At 74.1% G+C, this 21,329-nt stretch carries 11 protein-coding genes; 10 read left to right on the top strand and 1 reads right to left on the bottom strand.

The features are described from left to right. Nucleotides 1-29: 29 nt before the first annotated feature. From NZH93_RS00725 to NZH93_RS00705, 5 genes are read left to right on the top strand one after another with little or no spacing between them, the layout of a single operon-like run. On the top strand, nucleotides 30-1,262 hold the full coding sequence (locus tag NZH93_RS00725) for an MFS transporter (protein WP_259620882.1): 1,233 nt from the start codon (nucleotides 30-32) through the stop codon (nucleotides 1,260-1,262). Beyond that, nucleotides 1,259-3,199, top strand: coding sequence for a WD40 repeat domain-containing protein (locus NZH93_RS50450; RefSeq protein ID WP_259620881.1), 1,941 nt, complete (start codon nucleotides 1,259-1,261; stop codon nucleotides 3,197-3,199). The genes NZH93_RS00725 and NZH93_RS50450 overlap by 4 nt, the downstream gene beginning before the upstream one ends. Further along, complete coding sequence (locus NZH93_RS00715; protein ID WP_259620880.1) at nucleotides 3,196-3,828, top strand: hypothetical protein; 633 nt, start codon at nucleotides 3,196-3,198, stop codon at nucleotides 3,826-3,828. Before NZH93_RS50450 ends, NZH93_RS00715 begins: the two co-directional genes overlap by 4 nt. Beyond that, on the top strand, nucleotides 3,825-5,711 hold the full coding sequence (locus NZH93_RS00710; protein ID WP_259620879.1) for a WD40 repeat domain-containing protein: 1,887 nt from the start codon (nucleotides 3,825-3,827) through the stop codon (nucleotides 5,709-5,711). Before NZH93_RS00715 ends, NZH93_RS00710 begins: the two co-directional genes overlap by 4 nt. Next, a complete protein-coding gene (locus NZH93_RS00705) occupies nucleotides 5,708-6,343 on the top strand; it encodes a hypothetical protein (RefSeq protein ID WP_259620878.1) in 636 nt (211 codons plus the stop codon). The genes NZH93_RS00710 and NZH93_RS00705 overlap by 4 nt, the downstream gene beginning before the upstream one ends. A gap of 32 nt (nucleotides 6,344-6,375) precedes the next feature. Here the strand turns inward: NZH93_RS00705 and NZH93_RS00700 are convergent, their stop codons facing one another. After that, nucleotides 6,376-7,374 (bottom strand): LacI family DNA-binding transcriptional regulator, encoded by a 999-nt coding sequence (locus NZH93_RS00700; protein WP_259620877.1) that lies wholly within the window; start codon nucleotides 7,372-7,374, stop codon nucleotides 6,376-6,378. A 94-nt stretch (nucleotides 7,375-7,468) separates the two neighbouring features. Here NZH93_RS00700 and NZH93_RS00695 point away from each other — a divergent pair, with 94 nt between their 5' ends. From NZH93_RS00695 to NZH93_RS00665, 5 genes are all read left to right on the top strand, one after another. Further along, nucleotides 7,469-9,388 carry a discoidin domain-containing protein gene (locus NZH93_RS00695; protein WP_259620876.1) on the top strand — a complete coding sequence of 640 codons (1,920 nt, stop codon included), beginning with the start codon at nucleotides 7,469-7,471 and terminating at the stop codon, nucleotides 9,386-9,388. A 536-nt stretch (nucleotides 9,389-9,924) separates the two neighbouring features. Then, nucleotides 9,925-18,084 carry a type I polyketide synthase gene (locus NZH93_RS49460; RefSeq protein ID WP_276022488.1) on the top strand — a complete coding sequence of 2,720 codons (8,160 nt, stop codon included), beginning with the start codon at nucleotides 9,925-9,927 and terminating at the stop codon, nucleotides 18,082-18,084. Then, nucleotides 18,081-19,565 carry a tryptophan 7-halogenase gene (locus NZH93_RS00675; protein WP_259620875.1) on the top strand — a complete coding sequence of 495 codons (1,485 nt, stop codon included), beginning with the start codon at nucleotides 18,081-18,083 and terminating at the stop codon, nucleotides 19,563-19,565. The genes NZH93_RS49460 and NZH93_RS00675 overlap by 4 nt, the downstream gene beginning before the upstream one ends. Further along, nucleotides 19,562-20,494, top strand: a complete 933-nt coding sequence (locus NZH93_RS00670) for an FkbO/Hyg5 family chorismatase (protein WP_259620874.1) — start codon at nucleotides 19,562-19,564, stop codon at nucleotides 20,492-20,494. Before NZH93_RS00675 ends, NZH93_RS00670 begins: the two co-directional genes overlap by 4 nt. Then, nucleotides 20,491-21,321: an oxygenase MpaB family protein gene (locus NZH93_RS00665; RefSeq protein ID WP_259620873.1), complete on the top strand. Its 831-nt coding sequence runs from the start codon at nucleotides 20,491-20,493 to the stop codon at nucleotides 21,319-21,321. Before NZH93_RS00670 ends, NZH93_RS00665 begins: the two co-directional genes overlap by 4 nt. Nucleotides 21,322-21,329 lie beyond the last annotated feature (8 nt).

Genomic DNA, 21,329 nt, shown 5'->3' with positions numbered 1-21,329 from the left:
TATCTTGTCAGGATACCTCAGGGGGAGTCATGCTCCAGGCGCTCCGGATCCGCGACTTCCGCCTGCTCTGGTTCGCGAGGTCCGTCAGCCTGCTCGGGTCCTGGCTGCTGGTCGTCGCGATCCCCGCCCACGTGCTGCACCTGACGGGCTCGCTCGCGGCGACCGGGCTCACGCTGGCCGCCGAGTTCCTGCCGCCGGTCCTCCTCGGGCCGATCGCGGGTGTGCTCGTCGACCGGTGGGACCGGCGGCGCGTCATGGTCTTGGCCGACGTGCTCCGCGCCGTCGCGATCGGACTGCTGCTGGTCGTCCGGGACCCCGGCGACGTCTGGCTGGTGTACGCGGCGCTGGTGGCGGAGAGCGTCGGCACCGTGTGCTTCCGGCCCGCGGCGCAGGCCCACACGCCGGTCGTCGTCGGCACCGGGCCCGCGCTGAGCGGCGCGAACTCGCTGAACGCGGTCACGGACGGCGTGGTGCGGCTCGTGGGCGGCCCGGCGGGCGGTGCGCTGCTCGGGGTCGCGGGTTTCCACGTCCTGGTGTGGGCGGACGTCGCGACCTACCTGCTGTCCGCCGTCGCGGTGCTGGCGACGGCCCGGCGCACGGCGGGGCCGCGGCGGCGCGGTGGCGTCCGGGCGGTCTTCGTCGAACTCGGCGAGGGACTGGTCTTCCTGCGCGGGGAGAGGACCGCGTCGGCGCTGTTCGTGGTGAACGGCGTCTTCTTGTGCGCCAACGCTTCCCTGACGGCACTGCTGGTGCCGTTCGGCGTGCGGCAGCTCGGCGGGACCGGGGGGACGGGGCTGGTGCTGTCCGCGTTGGGGGTCGGGTTCCTGCTCGGCGCGCCGCTCGTCCGGGTGCTGGTCGACCGGCTGCCGCCGGGGCACCTCCTCGGCGCGTCGCTCGCCGGCACCGCCGTCGGCTTCGTGCTGCTGTTCGGCTCGGCCTCGCTGGGCGCGGCACTGCCCTCGGCCGTCCTCGTCGGGGCGTTCGGCTCGCTGTCGCTGGTCGTCGCGCAGACCCTGGTGCAGCGGGTGACGCCGAACCCGGTCCTCGGCAGGGTGGGTGCCGTGCTCTTCACCGGGGAAGCGGTGGCCACCTTCGTCGGCGCGCTCGCCGGGCCCGTCGTCGCGGAGGCCACGTCCGTGGCGGCCGCGGCCCTGGTCGCGTGCGGTGCGACGGTGTTCGCCGCCGTCCTCGCGGTGGTGCTGGTGCCGCGTTCGCCGATGCGCGTGGAGCGGCCCGAACCTGAGGCCCCCTCAGTCAGGTGATCATCCCATGGCGGACGATCGCCGCCATGGGCTACCAGCAGGCGGTCGAGCGCCCCGTCGAGCGGGAGAGGTCGCTGACGATCCGCGCCCCGCACCGCGGACCGATCACCACGGTGGCCGCGTTCCGGCGTGGCGACGGACGGGCGGTGCTCGTCAGCGGGTCGAACGACGGTGGTGTGCGCCGGTGGGACGCGATGACCGGTGAGCCGCTGGACGACCCGCTCGACTCGGACGGGTGGGTGTGGTCGTCGGTCGTGGCGTCCACCGAGGACGGACGGTCGCTGGTCGTCGGCGGCTTCCAGGACGGCCGACTGGTGCGGTGGGACGCGGACAGCGGGAAGCGGTTGGCCGACGAGGCGCGGACCGGGTGGGTGCGGTCGCTGGCGGTCGTCGGCGACGTGGTGTTCAGCGGTTCCGACGACGGTGACGTGCGGCGCTGGGACGTGACCACCGGCCTGCCCGCAGGCGACCCGCTGCCGGGCAGGCCCTCCTCGGTCTGGGCACTGGCCACCGCGGTGCTGTCCGATGGTCGCACGCTGCTGGTCGGTGGTTTCGCCGACGGCGCGCTGTGGCGGTGGGACGTGGCGACGGGTCTTCCGGTGGGTGAGCCGGTGACCGTCCACACCGGACCCGTTCGGGCGTTGGCGGTCGTGGATTCCTTGCTGTATAGCGCTTCCGATGACGGGACGGTGCGGCGCTGGGACGTGGAGACCGGACAACCGGTGGGCGACCCGCTCACCGCGACGGTGCTCTCGCTGGTCCCGGTCACCCTCCCCGACGGACGCGCGCTGGTCGTGGGCGGCTCCCGTGACGGCTCGGTGCTCCGGTGGGACGCGGTGACCGGCGAGACCGCGGGGGAGCCATCCGCCGGGCACGCCGGTCCGGTGCGGTCGCTGGCGGCTGTCGGCGAGGTCGTGTTCAGCGGTTCCGACGACGGCGACGTGCGCCGGTGGGACGCCGCCACGGGCGAGGCCGTCGGCGCCCCACTGACCGGCCCGGTCGACCACGTGACCTCGATGATCACGGCGGAAGGGGCCGACGGCCGCACGCTGCTCGTCAGCACGGGCGGTCCCGCGGCGCACGTCTGGGACCTGGACACCGGCAGCCTGGTGGGGGAACCGCTCGTCGCCCACGGGGAGAAGGTGTGGTCGGCCGCCGTGCTCGGCCAACCGGACGGGCGCACGCTGCTCGTCACCGGGGGCACGGACGGCACTGTGCGCCGCTGGGACGCCGAGACCGGCCGCCCGGTGGGTGACCCGCTCGTCGGCCACACCAAGACCGTCATGTGCGTGACCGCCTTCCACCTGCCCGACGGGCGGGCGCTGATCGCGAGCAGCTCCCAGGACCGGACCGTGCGCCTCTGGGACGCGGGGAGCGGCCTGCCCGTGGGCGGACCGCTCGGCGACGACCCGATCGACGTGCGCTCGATGGCCGTCGTGCGCCTGCGCGACGGCCGCACGCTGCTGGTGACCAGCGCCAAGGACTGGGCCCTGCTGCGCTGGGACGTCGAGACGGGGCTCCCGATCGGCAAGCCGATCGTCGGGGCCAGGGGCATCCGCGGGCCGGTGGCCGCGGCCGAGCTGGACGACGGGCGCGCGGTGCTCGCCTCGGCGGACCGCGACAGCAGCTTGCGGCGGTACGACGCGGAGACCGGGCAGCCGGTCGGTGGGGCGATGGAGGGCCATCGCACCGACTACGCGGTGTTCTCGCTGGTGTCGGTACGACCGGAGGGAGGACGTCCGTTGTTCGTCAGCGTCGGGAAGGGCGGGGCCGTGTTGAGGTGGGACGCGGAGACAGGCGTCCGCGAGGGGCCGCCGATCGAGTGCGGTGAGCACGCGCGGCGGATGACGGCGCGCGGCGCGGCCGACGGCGGACTGGTGGTCGTCACCGGCCACTACCCCGGCGCGGACATCGCGGTGCGGAGGGTGGCCCGATGACCGGGACGAGGGGAGAGGGCACCGTGGACGTCGAACGGCTGCTGTGGCGCCTGGCCGACCGGTTCGCGCCCTCCGAGCGGGCCAAGCCGACCTGGTTCGACCACGCGGGCGACCTCGTCGTGGCCAACGGCCAGGTCATCTGGGAAACGCCGTGGGAAACCGAGGGCGGCTTCGTCCACACCCTCCCGCCCGGCGCCTACCCGGTCCACGTCGGCACCTCGGCCCACACCCCGGACGACCGGGACCCCGACGCGTTCCGGTACACCACCCGGATGCTGGTGATCACGCTGGCCGAGCCCGAGCGGATCGTCGACGCGGACTGGGACGTCGAGGGCTACGACGACATCCACGAGGTCGAGGACTACGCCGTGCTGTGGGGCGAGGAGGCCATGCGGTCGACGCTGCCGCACCCGGACAAGGTGCCCGCGTTCTTCCACGACGTGCGCGAGCGCATCGAGACCAAGGGGCCGTTCCTGCGGCGGGACAACTGGGCCGAGGTCGTGCTGGACCAGGAGACCGGGGTCAACGCGCTCGTGTTCCCCATCATCGCCGAGAACCTGACCGGCTACGAGATCGTCGACGACGAGGAGAACCTGCTGTGCCTGGTGCTGACGGAGGTGGGCTGGTGAACGGCCTCGCGAGCAAGCCGCTGGCGCTGAGGACCCCGCACCGCGGCCCCGTCACCGCGCTGACCGCGCTCCGGGTCGACGGCCGCGCGGTGCTCGTCAGCGGGTCGAGCGACGGTGGTGTGCGCCGGTGGGACGCGGTGACCGGTGAGCCGCTGGACGACCCGCTCGACGGGACCGGCTGGGTGTGGGCGCTGACCACCGCCCCGGCCGATGACGGGCGCGCGCTGGTCGTGGGCGGTTTCCAGGACGGCAGGCTGGCGCGGTGGGACGCGGCCTCCGGGAAGCGGCTGGACGGCGAGGCCCGGACCGGGTGGGTGCGGTCGCTGGCGGTCGTCGGCGACGTGGTATTCACCGGGTCCGACGAGGGCGACGTGCGGCGCTGGGACCTGACCACGGGCTCATCCGCTGGCGATCCGCTGCCCGGTCGGCCGTTCTCGGTCTGGTCGTTGGCGACGGTCGTGCTGTCCGATGGTCGCACGCTGCTGGTCGGTGGGTTCGCTGATGGCGCGCTGTGGCGGTGGGACGTGGCGACGGGTCTGCCCGTTGGCGAGCCGGTGACCGTCCACACCGGACCCGTGCGGGCTTTGGCGGTCGTGGGTTCGGTGCTGTACAGCGCTTCCGACGACGGGACCGTGCGGCGCTGGGACGTGGAGACCGGGCAGCCGGTGGGCGATCCGCTCACCGCGACGGTGCTGTCCCTCCTCTCGGTCACCCTCCCCGACGGGCGGTCCGTGCTCGTGGGCGGCTCCCGTGACGGCTCGGTGCTCCGGTGGGACGGCGACACCGCCCTGCCGCTCGCGGGCCATCGCGGTCCGGTGCGTTCGCTGGCCGCCGTCGAGGCGGACGACGGCCGGGTGCTGGTGTTCAGCGGTTCCGACGACGGCGAGGTGCGCCGCTGGGACGCGGCCACGGGTGAGGCCGTCGGCGTCCCGCTGACCGGCCACACCGCCTACGTGACCGGGCTGGTCACCACCGGGTTGCCCGACGGCCGCACGCTGCTGGTCAGCGGTGGCGACACCACGGTCCGCCGCTGGGACCCGGTCACCGGCCTGCCCTTCGGTGACGCGATGGCGGGCCACACCACGCAGGTGCGGTCGGTCGCCGCGCTCGGGCCGGTCGACGGGCGCACGCTGGTCGTCAGCGGGGACGAGGGTTGCCTGGTGCACCGCTGGGACGCCGAGACCGGGCAGCGGGTGGGGGAACCCCTCGTCGGCCACGTCGGGATGGTGACGTGCCTGGACGTGTTCACGCTGTCCAGCGGGCGGGTCCTCATCGCCAGCGGCTCCTGGGACGGCGCCGTGAGGTTCTGGGACGCGCTGACGGGACAGCCCGTCGGCGACCCGCTGACCGGGGCAGGCCCGCGCCCGCGGTCGCTGGTCACCGTGCGCCTCCGCGACGGCCGCACGCTGCTGGCGGTCATGACCTCCGACTACCGGGTGCTGCGGTGGGACGTGGAGACGGGAGAGCCCGTGGGGGAGCCGATCACCGGCGAGGACGGGGTGGACGGACCGGTGGCCTCGATCGTCCTGGACGACGGCCGCGCGGTGCTCGCCTTCGCGGAGAAGCACAGCAGGCTGCGCCTGTGGGACGCGGAGACCGGGCAGCCGATCAGCGGGCTCATGCTCGGCCACCGCGAGAACTACTCGGTGTTCTCGCTGCACGCGGCCCGGCTGGACGGTGGGCGCCAGGTGTTCGTGAGCATGGGCAAGGGCGGGGTGGTGCTGGTGTGGGACGCGCGGACGGGTGAGCGGGTGGAGGAGTTGGCCGTCGGTGACGACTCCACGTCGAAGATGACCGCGTTCGGCGCGCCCGACGGCCGACTGGTGGTGGCCACCAGCGCCGACGCCGACCTGGCCCTCTCGGTGCTGCGGGTGAACCGATGACGGGAAGCGGATCCGACGTCCAACGGCTGTTGTGGCGGCTGGCCGACCAGTACACGCCCGTCGAGCGCTGTGGCCCCTACACGGTCAGGCCCACGTGGTTCGACCACGTCGGGAACCTGGAGGTGGCGGGCGGTCCGGTCATCTGGGAGACCCCGTGGCGCACCGACGGCGGGTTCATGCACGAGCTGGCCGCGGGCAGCCACCCGGTGCACGTGGGCGGCTACGCCCGCACCCGCGACAGGTGGAACCCCGACTCGTTCCGCTACACGGCGAGCATGGTCGTGATCATGGTGGCGGAGCCCGAGCGGATCGCGGAGGCGGACTGGGACGTCGAGGGCTACGACGACATCCACCACGTCGAGGACTACGCCGTGCTGTGGGGCGAGGAAGCCATGCGCGCCTCGCTCCCGTTGGAGGACGGCGTGCCCTCCTTCATCCCGGACGTGCGGGAGCGCATCGAGGCCAAGGGCCCGTTCCTGCGGCGGGACAACTGGGTGGAGGCCGTGCTCGACGACCAGGCCGGGCTGAACGCCTTCGTGCTCCCGATCGCCACGGAGAACCTCACCGGCTACGAGATCGTCGACGACGAGGAGAACGTGCTCTGCCTGGTGCTCGTGGCGTGCGACTGGTGAACCGCCCCGTGTAACAGGTGGAACAGGGCGCGTCACGCGGGCGCGGGCCCCGTGGAGTCGCGGACGACCAGGGTCGTGGACAGCTCCAGGTGCAGCGCTTCCGGCCGGTGCCCGTCCAGGACGCGCGCGAGCTGCGTGACGGCCAGGCGGCCCATCTCCTGGAGCGGCTGGCGGACCGTGGTGAGGGCGGGACGGGTGGCGCGGCTGAGGTCGATGTCGTCGAAGCCCGCGACGGACAGGTCCTCCGGCACGCGCAGGCCGCGCGCGTGAGCGGCCTGGAGGGCGCCGACGGCGAGCTTGTCGTTGAAGCACACGAGCGCGGTCAGCCGTCCGCCGCCGTCCAGCAGTTCCCCGGCCGCGCGCACGCCGTCGTCGATCGTCGGCTCGACGTGCCTGGTCAGGTGCGGTGAGGGCAGGACGCCCGCCTGGGCGAGGGCCGCGTGGTGGCCCGCGAGCCGGGCGTCGCCCGCCAGCCACACGTCGGGGCCCGCGATGACGCCGATGTCCCGGTGGCCCTGCCGCACCAGGTGCGAGGTGAGCGCGCGGGCGCCGGAGAGGTGGGCGGCCGAGATCGAGGGCACGTCCGGGGGCGGCGCGGTGCGCGGGTCGACCACGAGGAACGGGAACCCGCGCCGGGACAGCGCCACGAGCCGCTCGTCGTCCTCCGGCGGCAGGATGAGGATGGCGGCGTCGACCCCCGGTTCGTCCGGCAGGCCCGCGAGGACGTCGGATCCCTGGGACGCCTCGCCCGCGTCGAGCACCATTCGCGCGCCGTGCAGGCGCAGGGTCTCGGCGATCGAGGAGACGATGAGGCCGAAGTAGTCGGTGAGCAGGTAGGGGCAGCGCACGTAGACCGTGCGGGGCGGGCCGTCGGGCGCGGTGGGCCGCTGGTGGCGCTCGACCGCCTGGAGCACGAGGTCGCGGGTCCGCGGCGACACGTTGGCGTGGTCGTTGAGCACGCGCGAGACGGTGGCGATCGAGACGCCGGTCTCCGCGGCGATGTCGCGGACCTTCGCGCGCCGGTTCTCCACCAGCCGATCTTAACGACGACTTGCGTCTTGACGCCGCTTCGACGGCCGTGTTCCATCCTGGAACGGCTTGTTACATGCTGCTCGAAGGAGAGCGATGAGAACCACCGCCGTCGTAGCCCTGACCTCCGTGGTCGCTCTCGTGCTCGGCACGCCCGGCGGGGTGCTCGCCGACCGCGGGCACGACTCCCCGAAGGCCAGGGTCTGGCTCACCACCGCGGACCGGACCCACCTGCTGGCCGAACAGCCGTCCGTGGCGTTCCGCCGGGGCGACTCGCCCCATCAGACGATCGTCGTCGACCCCGACCAGGTCTTCCAGGAGGTCGACGGGTTCGGCGCCTCGATCACCGACTCCTCCGCTGCGGTCCTCCACCGGCTGAGCCCGGCCGCGCGCGAGGACGCGCTGCGCAAGCTGTTCGACCCGGAGCGCGGCATCGGCGTCAGCTTCCTGCGGCAGCCCATCGGCTCCTCGGACTTCACCGCGGCGGCCGAGCACTACACGTTCGACGACGTCCCCGCCGGGCAGACCGACTTCCCGCTGCGGCACTTCAGCATCGCCCACGACGAGGAGCAGGTGCTGCCGCTGCTGCGCCGGGCGAAGCGGCTCAACCCCAAGCTCAAGATCATCGCCACGCCGTGGAGCCCTCCGGCGTGGATGAAGACCAACGACTCGCTGGTGGGCGGACGGCTCAAGGACGACCCCGCGATCTACGACGCCTACGCGCGCTACCTGGTGAAGTTCGTGCGCGCCTACGCCGAGGCCGGAGTGCCCGTCGACTACCTGACCGTGCAGAACGAGCCGCAGAACCGCACCCCGGTCGGCTATCCGGGCGCGGACATGCCCGTCGGGCAGCAGGAGAAGGTCGTCAGCGCGCTCGGCCCGCTGCTGCGCTGGGCCAGCCCTCGGACGAAGATCCTGGCGTACGACCACAACTGGGCCACCCACCCCGGCGACATCGGCACCACGCCGCCCGGCCAGGACCCGGAGACCGACTACCCCGAGGACTTCCTGTCCGGCCCGGCCGCGAAGTGGGTCGCGGGCACCGCCTTCCACTGCTACTACGGCGACCCCTCCGCGCAGACCGCGCTGCGGAACGCCCACCCGGACAAGGGGATCTGGTTCACCGAGTGCTCCGGCTCGCACGGTCCGGCCGACCCGCCGTCGAAGGTCTTCCGGGACACCCTGGTCTGGCACGCGCGCACCATCGCCATCGGCACCACCCGGAACTGGGCGAAGTCCGTGGTGAACTGGAACATCGCGCTCGACGAGACCGGCGGACCGCACCTGGGCGGCTGCGACACGTGCACCGGCCTGGTGACCGTCAACGCCGACAAGACCGTGACCACCAACGCCGAGTACTACACGGTCGGGCACCTCTCGAAGTTCGTGAAACCGGGTGCGAGGCGGATCGCCAGCACGTCGTTCGGCTCCACGGGCTGGAACGGCCAGATCGCCGACGTGGCGTTCCGCAACCCCGACGGCTCCACGGCACTGGTGGTGCACAACGAGAACGACGAGCCGAGGTCGTTCGCCGTCGCGGTCGGCGACCGGGTCCTCGACTACACCCTGCCCGGCGGGGCACTCGCGACCTTCACCTGGCCGCGTGACCGCGCCCCGCGCCCCGACCTGGACCAGGTCGCGCTGACCGGAGCGAAGGTCACCACGTCACCCGCGGGCACCGACCCCGCGTCCGCGGTGGACGCCGAGGCGTCGACCTGGTGGAGCAGCGGCCAGGGCCAGGAACCCGGCCAGTACGTGCAGGTCGACCTCGGTGGTGGCAAGGTGTTCCGGCGGGTCGCGATCGACAGCGGCGGCAACCTCGGGGACTTCGCCCGCGGGTGGCGGCTCTCGGTCAGCGACAACGGGACGGACTGGCGAGAACTGGCCAGTGGCGTGGGCGTTGGGCAGTTGACCAATGTGGACGTGCCCCGCACGCGCGCCCGGCACCTGAGGATCACCGCCACGGCGCAGGCCGGGAACTGGTGGAGCGTCAGCGACGTGCGCCTGTACGCCTGATCGACCTCCGGTGGCGGGACACGTTCCCGCCACCGGAAACCAGGGTGATGACCTCCTCGACGCTGCCCTGCGCGTACCTCCGCCCGTCCGCCGTGTCCGAGCCGGCGGCCGGGCGAGCCCTCGCCCCAGTTTCCGCAGCGCAGCGTATTACGAGCCGTCCTGCCTGCCCTTGAGCGGATGCCGTGGAAAGTCGGTTCCGGACGTGGTGGTGTTCGAAACGGACTGTTCCACTGGGGCTTCTGGTCTGGTCCTTTTCGGAGCGGTATTCAATTCACGCTCGCCGCGATAGCGATTCGCGTGCCTGCTCACCGCACCCGGTCCTCGCCTTCGCCAGGTGAGCGGAGTCGTTCCACACCAACGGTTCCCGCCTGATGGCCCGCGTCGTCCGGTCGAGCTGGGCACCCGACTTTCCCCACCACCTGTCATAAGCGTCGTCCGCGGTGTAAAGATGGAAGGGGGAACCCGCCGCCGCTTTCACTGCGTCCTCGCACGTGATTTCTCCTCGAGAGGGCTCATTCGGCATGTCTGATGAGGCTTTGATCCGCCCTTTGCCCGACGCGCTGAAGTCGCACGCCGAGCGCGATCCGGACAGGGAGGCGTTCCGCGACGCGCGCCTGGCCGTCACCTACGGCGCGCTGCTGGAACGCACGGGGCGGTTCGCGGGCCACCTCGCGGCGCTGGGGGTCGGCCGCGGGGAGCGCCTGGTGGTCTACCTGGACAACCGGGTGGAGTACGTGGAGGTCCTGTTGGCCGGGGTGCGGGCCGCGGTCGTCGGCGTGCCGGTCAACCCGAACTGCACGGACGTCGAACTCGGCGCGCTGCTGGACGACTGCGCCGCCGCCGCGGTCGTGACCGACGCGCGCCACGCGGCCCAGGTGGAGCGGATGGCGGCCGACCGGCCGCTGCTCAGGGTCGTCGTCGTGGGCGACGGCGGGCCGGGGGCGACGCGGTACGACGACCTCGTCGCCACCGAACCACCCGAACCCGCGCGCGACGACCTGGGGCTCGACGAGCCGGCCTGGATCCTGCACACGTCCGGTACCACCGGCGGCCCGCAGGGCGTCGTGTCGACGCAGCGCACCGCGCTGTGGTCGGTCGCCGCCTGCTACGTGCCGGAACTCGGCCTGACGGCGGACGACCGGCTGCTGTGGCCACTCCCGCTGTTCCACAGCTTCTCGCACTCGCTGTGCGTCGTCGGGATCACCGCCGTCGGCGCGAGCGCGCGGATCGTCAGCGAACCCCCGCTGCCCGCGACCGTGCTGCGGCTGGTCGAGGAGTCGTCGGCGACCGTGCTGGCGGGCGTGCCCACCACGTACCACCGGTTCCTGGACGTCGACGAGCCGCTGACGGCCCCCGCGCTGCGGTTGTGCGTCACGGCGGGCGCGCCGCTGGCGACCGAGTTGCGCACTGCCGCGGAAGCCCTGCTGGGCACTGCGCTGAACGACTGCTACGGCAGCACCGAGACGTGCGGGATGATCGCGGTGCAGCCGCTCGACGGGCCGCGGGTGGAGGGGTCCTGCGGGCCTCCGCTGCCCGGCACCGAGGTGCGCGTCGTCGACCCGGAGACGGCCGTGGACGTCCCGCCGGGGGCGGACGGCGAGATCTGGGTGCGGAGCCCCGGCGTCATGACCGGCTACCACGCGAACCCAGGAGCCACCGCCAAGGCGGTCGTGGACGGGTGGTACCGGACCGGCGACCTGGGCCGGGTCGGCGAGCACGGCCACCTGGTCCTGTCCGGCCGGGTCGACGACGTGATCATCCGCGGCGGCGAGAACATCCACCCGGCCGAGGTCGAACGGCTGCTGCTCGGCCTGCCGGGCGTGCGGGACGCCATTGTCGTCGGCAGGCCCCACCCCGTGCTCGGCGCGGTCCCCGTGGCGTTCGTCGTGCCCGCCGACGAGACCGTGGAGCCCCTCGTCCTCCGGCACGCCTGCGCGGCGGCGCTGGCCGAGGTGAAGGTGCCGGACGCGGTGCTGCTGGTCGACGAGATCCCGCGCACCGCCTCCGGCAAGCCGCTGCGGCGCGTCCTGGTGGCCGGGCTGGCCGCCGAGGCTGCCGCCGGTCCCGCCACGGCGGCGGCCCGCGCGGCGGAACTGGCGGCGCTGCCCGACGCGGAGCGGACCGCCGTCCTGCGCGACCTGGTCAGGGCCGAGACGGCGTTCGCCTGCGGGTGGCCGTCGGCGGACGACGTGCCGATGGGCACCGCGTTCACCTCCCTGGGCCTCACGTCGCTGGGCGCGGTCGCGCTCGCGGAGCGGTTGGGCGCGGCGACCGGGCTGCGGCTGTCGAGCAGCACGGTCTTCGACCACCCCGACCCCGCCGCCGTGGTCGACCACCTGAACGCCCGGCTCACCGGCGCGGTCGCGCGCCAGGCCGTGCCGCGTCCGCGTGCGACGGCCGACGAGCCCGTGGCGATCGTCGCGATGTCGTGCCGCTACCCCGGCGGGGTCGGGTCGCCGGAGGACCTGTGGCGGCTCGTCGCGGACGGTGTCGACGCGACGGGCGACCTGCCGACCGACCGCGGCTGGGACCTCGCCGACCTGTACGACCCGGACCCGGACCGCGTCGGCAAGTCCTACACCCGGCGCGGCGGCTACCTGCACGACCTCGCGGACTTCGACGCGGGCTTCTTCGGCATCTCGCCGCGCGAGGCTTTGGCCACCGACCCCCAGCAGCGGCTCCTGCTGGAGATCGCCTGGGAGGCGCTGGAGAACGCGGGCATCGCGCCCTCCTCGCTGCGCGGCTCGGACACCGGCGTGTTCGTCGGCGTCATGCACGGCGACTACGGGACCAGGCTGTCGCGGCACGAGTTGGAGTCGCACCTGGGCATCGGGTCCGCGGGCAGCGTCGCCTCCGGCCGGATCGCCTACACGCTCGGCCTGACCGGTCCGACGCTCACCGTGGACACCGCCTGCTCCGCGTCGCTGGTGGCGCTGCACCTGGCGGCCAAGTCGCTGCGCGACGGCGAGTGCTCCCTGGCCCTCGCGGGCGGCGTCACGGTGATGTCGACGCCCAAGCCGCTGATCTCGTTCAGCCGCCAGCGCGCCCTGTCGCCCGACGGCCGGTGCCGCTCCTTCTCCGACGGGGCGGACGGCACCGGGTGGGCGGAGGGCGCGGGTTTCCTGCTGCTGGAACGGCTTTCCGACGCGCGCAGGCTCGGCCACCCGGTGCTCGCCGTCGTGCGGGGGTCGGCGGTCAACTCCGACGGCGCGTCCAACGGCCTCACCGCGCCGAACGGTGACGCCCAGCGCGCCCTGATCCGGCTCGCGCTGGCCGACGCGGGCCTGGAGCCCGCCGACGTCGACGTGGTCGAGGGGCACGGCACCGGCACCACGCTCGGCGACCCGATCGAGATCGAGGCGCTGCTCGACACCTACGGCCAGGACCGGGAGCCGGACCGCCCTCTCTGGCTGGGGTCGCTCAAGTCCAACATCGGCCACACCCAGGCCGCGGCGGGGGTCGGCGGGATCATCAAGGTCGTCCAGGCCCTGCGCCACGGCGAACTCCCGCGCTCGCTGCACTCCGGGACGCCGTCGTCCAGGGTGGACTGGTCCGCGGGCGCCGTGACCCTGCTGGACCGGGCCAGGCCGTGGCCCGCGGGTGACCGGCCGCGGCGCGCGGGCGTGTCCTCGTTCGGCATCGGCGGCACCAACGCGCACGTGATCATCGAGGAGCCGCCCGCCGTCGACGAGGCCGGAGCCCCGGCGGACCCCCTGGTGTCCCCGTGGATGTTCTCGGCGCGCGACGAGGCCGGTGTGCGGGACCAGGCCCGCGCGCTCGCGGCACTGGTGGACCGCCCGCTCGCCGACGTCGGCTACTCGCTCGCCGTGGGCCGGGACTCGTTCGAACACCGGGTGGCGGTGTCGGCCGACGACCCGGCCCGGCTCGGGGCCGCGCTGCTGGCGGTCGCCGAGGGCTCCGCGCACCCGGACGTCGTCCGCGGCCGGGTGCGCGGGCCTGCCAGGCTCGCGTTCCTCTTCACCGGTCAGGGCGCTCAGCGGGTCCACATGGGACAGTGCATGGCCGCCCGGTTCCCGGTCTTCCGCGAGGCGTACGACGAGGTCTGCCGCCAGTTCGACGCGCCGCTCCGCGACGTGGTCGACGGCGTGGGGGAGCCGGACCTGCTGCACCGCACCGACTTCGCGCAGGCCGCGCTGTTCGCCTTCGAGGTGGCGCTGTTCCGGCTGCTGGAGAGCTGGGGCGTCCGCCCGGACGTCCTGGTCGGCCACTCGGTGGGGGAGGTGGCCGCGGCGCACGTGGCCGGGGTGCTGTCCCTGCCGGACGCGGCCCGGCTCGTGGCCGCGCGGGGGCGGCTCATGGCCGAACTCCCGCCCGGTGGGGCCATGATCGCCCTGGAGGCGTCGGTCGCCGAGGTCGAGCCGCTGCTCCTGCCGGACCGCGTCGCCGTCGCGGCGGTCAACGGCCCGTCGTCGGTGGTGATCTCCGGTGTCGAGGCCGACGTCGTGCGGATCGCGGGGCACTTCGCCCGCACGACCCGGCTGCGGGTCAGCCACGCGTTCCACTCGCCGCTGGTGCGGCCCGTGTTGGAGGCGTTCCGGGAGGTCGCGGAGGGCGTGACCCACCACCGGCCGACGATTCCCGTCGTGTCCACCGTGGCCGGTGCCACCGGCTTCGACGCCGACCACTGGGTCCGCCACGCCGAGGAGGCCGTGCGCTTCGGCGACGCGATGACCGCGCTCACCGAGTCCGGTGTCACGGCGTTCCTCGAGGTCGGGCCGGACGCGGTGCTCACCGCGCTCGCCGAGGAGCAGAGCGGCGGGGCGGTGTGCGTCGCGGCGGTCCAAGCGTCCCGCGCCGAGGACACCGGCCTGCTCGCCGCGCTCGCGCGGCTGCACGTCCGGGGCGTGCCCGTCGACTGGGCGGCCGTGCACGCGGGCGGCGGCGCCCGCCGGTGCGAGCTGCCGACCTACCCGTTCCAGCGCTCGCGGTACTGGCTCGACGCCCTGACCTCCACGTCGACCGCGGGCGATCACCCGTTCCTGTCGGCCCCGGTGCCCGGCGCCGACACGGCGCACGTCCGGCACTCCGGCCGGGTGTCCCCGGTGTCCCAGCCGTGGCTCGCCGAGCACGCCGTGGGCGGCACCGTGGTCGTCCCGGCGTCGGCGTTCGTGGACCTCGCGCTGACGGCCGCCGGGGAGCGGGGGAGCACGCGGCTGGACGAACTCCTCGTGCTGGCGCCGCTGACCCTCGCGGACGGCGAGGCGCCCGAGGTCCAGGTCGTCGTGGGGGACCTCGCCGACGACCGGTACCCGTTCGACGTGTACGCCCGCACCGGGTCGGTCGAACCGTGGACCAGGCACGTGACCGGCCAGGTCGCGCGCACCGGACGGCAGGCGCCCGCCCGGTCGGGGGCTTGGCCGCCGCCGGGATCGCGGCCGGTCGACCTGACCGGCGGCTACGACCGGCTGGCCGAGCGGGGGCTGCGCTACGGCCCGGCGTTCCGCGCCGTGACGGCGGCGTGGGTCCGGGGTGACGAGGTGTTCGCCGAGGTGGCCCTGCCGGACGGGGCCGCCGGGTCGTTCGGGGTCCACCCCGTCCTGCTGGACGCCGCGCTGCACTGCGGCGCGCTGGCGTCCGGGTCCGACCGCGAGGAGGCCACCGCGCTGGTGCCGTTCGCGTTCACCGGGGTGGACCTGCACGCCACGCGGGCCACGTCGGTCCGGGTCCGGATGGCGCCCAGCGGCCCGGACGGCTTCTCCGTCGCGGTGACCGACCACGCCGACCGGCCGGTCCTCACGGTCGAGTCGCTGGTCACCCGACCGCTCGACGCCGCCACCGCGGCCGACGCCGTCGCGAGCCGCGCGACGTACCGCCTGGACTGGGTGCCGGTCCCGCTGCCCGAACCCGTTCCCGGCGCGTGGGCGGTGCTGGGGGAGGACGTCCTGGGGCTGGCGGCGCACATGATCGGCGTCGTGGAGCCCGAGTCCGCCACGCACCTCGTGCTGGCGGCCCGCCCACGCGACGACCTCGACCCGGCCGCACGGGCGCGCGACCTGGTCGGCACGGTCCTGGAGGTGGTGCGCGACTGGCTGGACAGCACCGCGTACCGCACCGACGCCCGCCTCGTCGTGGTGACCCGCGACGCCACCACCACCGACCCCGACCTCGCCGCCGCCGCCGTGTCGGGCCTGATCCGATCGGCCCAGGCGGAGAACCCTCACAGGCTCGTGCTGGTCGACCTGGACGAGTCCGCCGACTCGGCCGCGGCACTCGGCAGCGCGATCACGCTCGCCGAACCCCACCTCGCCATCCGCCACGGCAAACCCCACACCCCCCGTCTCGCCCACGTCGACACCCCGCCCGCCGAGGCGGGGCGTCCGGCCGACCGTGGGGCGTTGCTGGCTGGGGCAACGTCCGCGGGTCTGGCCGACCTTGGCGATCGGTCGTCCGGGGCGGTGACTGCGGCGCTGGCCGACCTCGGGGCGCCGTCGGCTGTGGCGGTGTCGGCGGGTCTGGTCGACCGTGGCGGTCTGTCGACTCGGGCAACGTCCGCGGGTCTGGCCGACCGTGGCGGTCCGTCGGCTGGGGTGGCCTCCGCGGGTCTAACCGACCTCGGCGGCCCGCCGCTCGTCGCGGTGTCCCCGCGCCTGGCTGATCTCGGCGCTTCGCCTGCCGGCGTGGTGTCCCGAGGGCCTGCCGGTGTCGGGGCTGGGGCGCCGTCCCTGGGCCTCGTCGACTTCGACCCCCCACCCGCCGCACCGGTGTTCTCGCGGCCGGTCGACCCGAACGGCACGGTCCTCGTCACGGGTGGTGGTGGGGCGCTGGGCGCGGTGTTGGCCGAGCACCTCGTGGTGGCGCACGGTGTGCGGCACCTGGTGCTCGCCAGTCGGCGCGGTGCCAGCGCGGCGGGGGTCGAGGAGTTGCGGGCGCGGTTGGTCGGTCTTGGGGCCGAGGTGCGCCTGGTCGCGTGCGACCTCACCGATCCGGCGGCGGTGGCGAAGCTCGTGGCCGACTGCGCGCCCGCGCTCACGGCGGTGTTCCACCTCGCCGGGGTGCTCGACGACGGCGTGCTGGCGAGCCTCACCCCGGACCGGCTGGACGCCGTGCTGGCGCCGAAGGTGACGGCGGCCTGGGCCCTGCACACCGCCACCGAACACCTGGACCTGTCGGCGTTCGTCCTGTACTCGTCGGCGTCCGGGCTGTTCGGCCGACCGGGCCAGGCGAACTACGCGGCGGCCAACGCCTTCCTCGACGCGCTCGCCCGCCACCGCGTCGCGACCGGGCTCCCCGCCCAGTCGCTGGCGTGGGGCCTGTGGGAGACCGAGGGCGGCGGCATGGGCGAGGGTGTCCGGCAGGACCGCGCCACCGCGGCCATCACGCCGCGGCACGGCAACCTGCTGCTGGACCGGGCCCTCCGCACCCCGGAACCCGTGCTGCTGCTCGCCCCGCTCGACCTCGACGTCCTGCGCGACGACCCGGACACACCACCGATCTTCGCCGCCGTCCTGCCCCCGCGCCCGGCGGCCGTCCAGGCGGTGGACGTCGAACCGGCGGCCGAGTCGCCCGGCGCCTGGCGCACCGTCCTCAGCGGACTCCCGGCGGCCGAGCGGCAGACCGAGCTGGCGAGGCTGCTCACCGCGGAAATGGCACTGGTGCTCGGCTTCGCGGACCCGGCGGCGTTCCCCGTCGACCGCGGCTTCGACGAGGTGGGCTTCGACTCGCTGACCGCCGTCCAGCTCCGCAACCGGGTCGCCTACGCCACCGGCGCCCGCCTCGCGGCGACGATGGTGCTGGACCACCCGACGCTCGACGCGCTGACCGCCTACGTGCACTCGGTGCTGGCGGACAGCCTCCCACCGCCGCCGGTCGAGAGCGGTCCGGCGGAGCTGAGGTTCGCCTCGGTGTACCACCGGGTCGTCCACTCCAAGGGCCCGGCGGAGGCGATGACGATGCGGTTCCTCGCCTCGTACGCGCTGCCCGCGTTCGCCGCGGCCGATCGGGCGGCACACGCCGTCCTGCCCCGCCGGGTGGCCGGGGGCGGTCGCGGTCCCGCCCTGCTCTACCTGGACAGCTACGTGACCTTCACCCCCGGCTCGACCCCCAGGCTGCTGGAGGCGTTCGACGGCTACTCGGACGTGCACGTGCTGGACCACCCCGGGATGCTCGGCGATCCGGCCGTGCCGGACAGCGTGGAGACGCTGGCGCTCGTGCACGCCGAGGCGATCCGAACGCTGCTGGGGGACGCGCCGTTCGTGCTGGTCGGCCACTGCCTCGGTGGCGTCGTGGCGCACGCGGTGGCAGCGGTGTTGGAGGACGCGGGCACACCACCCGCGGGGCTGGTCCTGCTCGACACGCACCTGTCGGAGGGCTTCCGGGCCGACGGCCGCCTGTCCGCGCTGGTCTCGCAGGTGTCGGACATGTCCGAGGAGGACTTCACCGGGTTGTGCACCGATCGCGCGCTCCTCGCGGGCGGGGCCTACGTCCGGTTGTTCGACGGGTGGCGACCGGAACCGGGGACCGTGCCCACCCTGCTGGTGCGCGCGGACACCCCGACCCCGTCGATGCGCGGGCCCGTGCCGCTGACCGACTGGCGTCCTCACTGGCCGTTCCCGCACGACGTGGTGGACGTGCCGGGCGACCACCAGTCGATGCGCGACCAGCGAGCGGACACCACCGCGGCCGCCGTGCGCGACTGGATCGAGGCCTTGACCGAGGAGATGAGGGGAACAGGATGACGGGCTCGACCGAGGAGACCTTCGACGTGGTCGTGGTCGGCGGAGGCCCCGCCGGGGCCACGGCGGCCACGGTGGTGGCGCTGCGCGGACACCGCGTGCTGCTGCTGGAGAAGGAGGTCTTCCCCCGCTACCAGATCGGGGAATCGCTGCTGCCGTCGACGGTGCACGGCCTGTGTCGCCTGCTCGGCGTCGCGGACGAGGTGGCCGCCGCGGGCTTCAAGCTCAAGCGCGGCGGCACCTTCCGCTGGGGCACCGACCCGGAGCCGTGGCAGTTCTCGTTCGCGCTGTCCCCGCGGCTGCCCGACCCGACCTCGACGGCGTTCCAGGTCGAGCGGAGCCGGTTCGACGAGATCCTGCTCCGCAACGCGGCCCGCAAGGGCGTGGACGTCCGGGAGGGCAGCCGGGTGCTGGGAGTCCTCGACGGGGAGGACCGGGTCGAGGGCGTGCGGTACGCGGACGCCGACGGCGTCGAGCACGTCGTGCGCGCGCGGCACGTCGTGGACGCGTCGGGCAACACGAGCCGGTTGCACGGTCAGGTCGCGGGGCGGCGGGTGTACTCGGACTTCTTCCGCAACCTCGCGGTGTTCGGCTACTTCGAGGGTGGCGGCCGACTGCCGAAACCGAACGACGGCAACATCTTCTGCGCCGCCTTCGACGAGGGCTGGCTGTGGTACATCCCGCTGCGGGACGACCTCACCAGCGTCGGCGCCGTCGTCGGGCCCGAGCACACCGCGGCGATCCAGCGCGACCCGCGCGGCGCGTGGCGGCGGATGATCGACTCCTGCCCGGAGGTGCGCGACCTGCTGCGCGGGGTGCCGACGGCGACCGCCGCCCCGTACGACGAGATCCGGGTGCGGAAGGACTACTCGTACTGGAAGAAGGGCTTCTGGAAGCCCGGCCTGGTGCTGGTCGGCGACGCGGCGTGCTTCGTCGACCCGGTGCTGTCCTCGGGTGTGCACCTCGCGACCTACGGGGCGCTGCTCGCCGCCCGTTCGATCAACGCGTGCCTGGAGGACGGGCTGGAGGAGAAGCGGAGCTTCACCGAGTTCGAGGACCGCTACCGGCGCGAGTACGGCCAGTTCTACGAGTTCCTCACGACGTTCTACGACATGCAGAAGGACCACCGGTCCTACTTCTGGTCCGCGAAGCGGGTCACCGACGTGTCCGCGCCCGAGGCCGAGGCCTTCGCCGACCTGGTGGGAGGCCTGGTTTCCGGGGACGCCGCGGTGCTGCGGCCCGAGGAGTTCGGCGAGCGGCTGACCGCCGCCGCGGCCGACGTGAGCGAGGCGGTGCGGCGGCTGTCCACCACCGGCGACCGGCGCAACCCGCTGCTGGAGTCGACCGTGATCAGCGGTGTCTTCAGCGAGGGCCGCCAGCTCCAGGAGCAGGCGCTGTACGGCGGTGGCCTCGACGCCGCCGAGCCCTCGGCGGGCGAGGTCGTGCCGACGGCCGACGGGCTGGCCTGGACCGTGCAGGGATGAGGGGTCCGGCCGACGTGGTCACGAGACCCGGCACGGCGACGCGTGCGCTCGGGACGATCCGCTACACCGGCCGGTCCGGTGACCCGTCCGTCGCGTCCGGTGCCCTCACCATGGACGTGCACCTCACCGCGCCGGGCGAACCGGACGCGGTGGACGTGTGGACGACCTCCCGGCCGGTGTCGGTGGTCGACGGGGGCCGGGTGAAGTACGCCCACGACGGCGAGGTCGCGCTGTTCGCCGCGCGGGTGCCCCGGTCGGACCGCTACGCGGACGCCGTGGAACGGCTCTACACCGAGCTGTTCGCCCTCACCGCCGCCACGGGGTACCGCGAGCTGTTCCGGGTCTGGCAGTACGTCGAGGACGTCAACGGCCTCAACGCCGACGGGCTGGAGGTCTACCAGGACTTCTGCCTCGGCAGGGCCAGGGCGTTCGACCGCCACGGCGGTCCGGCCGCGATGCCCGCGGCCACCGGCGTCGGCGCGCTCGGCGGTGGGATCTCCGTGCACCTGCTCGCGTGCCGGGAACCGGTGCGGCACCTGGAGAACCCGCGGCAGGTCCCCGCCTACCACTACCCCCGGCGGTACGGGCCGAAGCCGCCCAGCTTCGCGCGGGCGACCCGGCGGGGCGACGAGCTGCACCTGTCGGGCACGGCCGCCATCGTGGGCCACCGCACGGTGTTCCCCGGTGACGTGGCCGGGCAGTGCCGCGAGGCGCTGCGCAACGTCGAGGCGCTGCTGGACGCGCCCGCCGACCTCGCGGGCCTCGACCGGATCAAGGTCTACGTCCGTCGCGCGGAGGACGTGGAGGAAGTCCGCCGTCAGTGCCTGCGAGCTTTTCCCGCCGGGGCGGACATCGCGTTCTTCGTGGTGGACCTGTGCAGGCCGGACCTCCTCGTCGAGATCGAGGGAACGTGGAGCCCGGTCCGGTGACCGGGTCCCGTCGGGAGGTGGTCGAGCCGCTGGGGCCGGAGTCGTTGGCCTGGCGCTACTGCGGCGACCGGCGGATGCTGCTGCTCCTCGGCCGGATCGGGTACCTCCAGCTCATGTACCCGCCGCTGAGCGCGGGCGTCGTCGACCACTCGGCGTTCCACACCGAGCCCTGGGACCGGGTCCTGCGGTCGCTGCCCGCCATCGCCGGCCTCGTCTACGACGGCCCCGACGCCGCGCGGACGGCGGTGTCGGTCCGCGACCTGCACCGGCCGGTCACGGGCTTCGACCACCGGGGCGAGCGGTACCACGCGCTGGAGCCGAGGGTCTTCTTCTGGGCGTTCGCGACGATCACGGAGAACGTCATCGCCGTGGTGGACGCCTTCGACCACCCGATGGACGACGTCGAGCGGGAGGCCTTCTACCAGGAGATGCTGCGGTGTTGGCGGCAGTTCGGGCTGGGCACGCGGGACGTCCCCGCCGACTACCCGGCGTTCCGGCGCTACTTCGACCGCGTGTGCGCCGAGGAACTGGAGATGACCCCGGCCGCGCGGCGCTTCCGGGAGGTGTTCGACCGGCCGGGGTCGATGGCACAGCCGTGGGTGCCCGCGTGGGTGTGGCGGCTGCTCGCGCCGCTGGCGGCCGTGCCCCGTGCGGTCAGCGTGGCGGCGCTGCCCCCTGCCGTGCGGGAGGTGTTGGGCTACCGGTCGACCGGCGCGCGGCGGGTCGTCTTCCGCGCGGCACGGGTCGCGGTCCGGCTCGGGTGGCCGGTGGTGCCGCGTCGGTGGCGGTACGTGGAGCGGGCCAGGACCGCCTTCGCCCGCGCGTGACGCCGCCC

Origin of the sequence: Umezawaea endophytica (genome assembly GCF_025061645.1) — a bacterium.
GTDB lineage: Bacteria > Actinomycetota > Actinomycetes > Mycobacteriales > Pseudonocardiaceae > Umezawaea > Umezawaea endophytica.
This window is presented reverse-complemented; position numbering and strand designations above follow the sequence as displayed.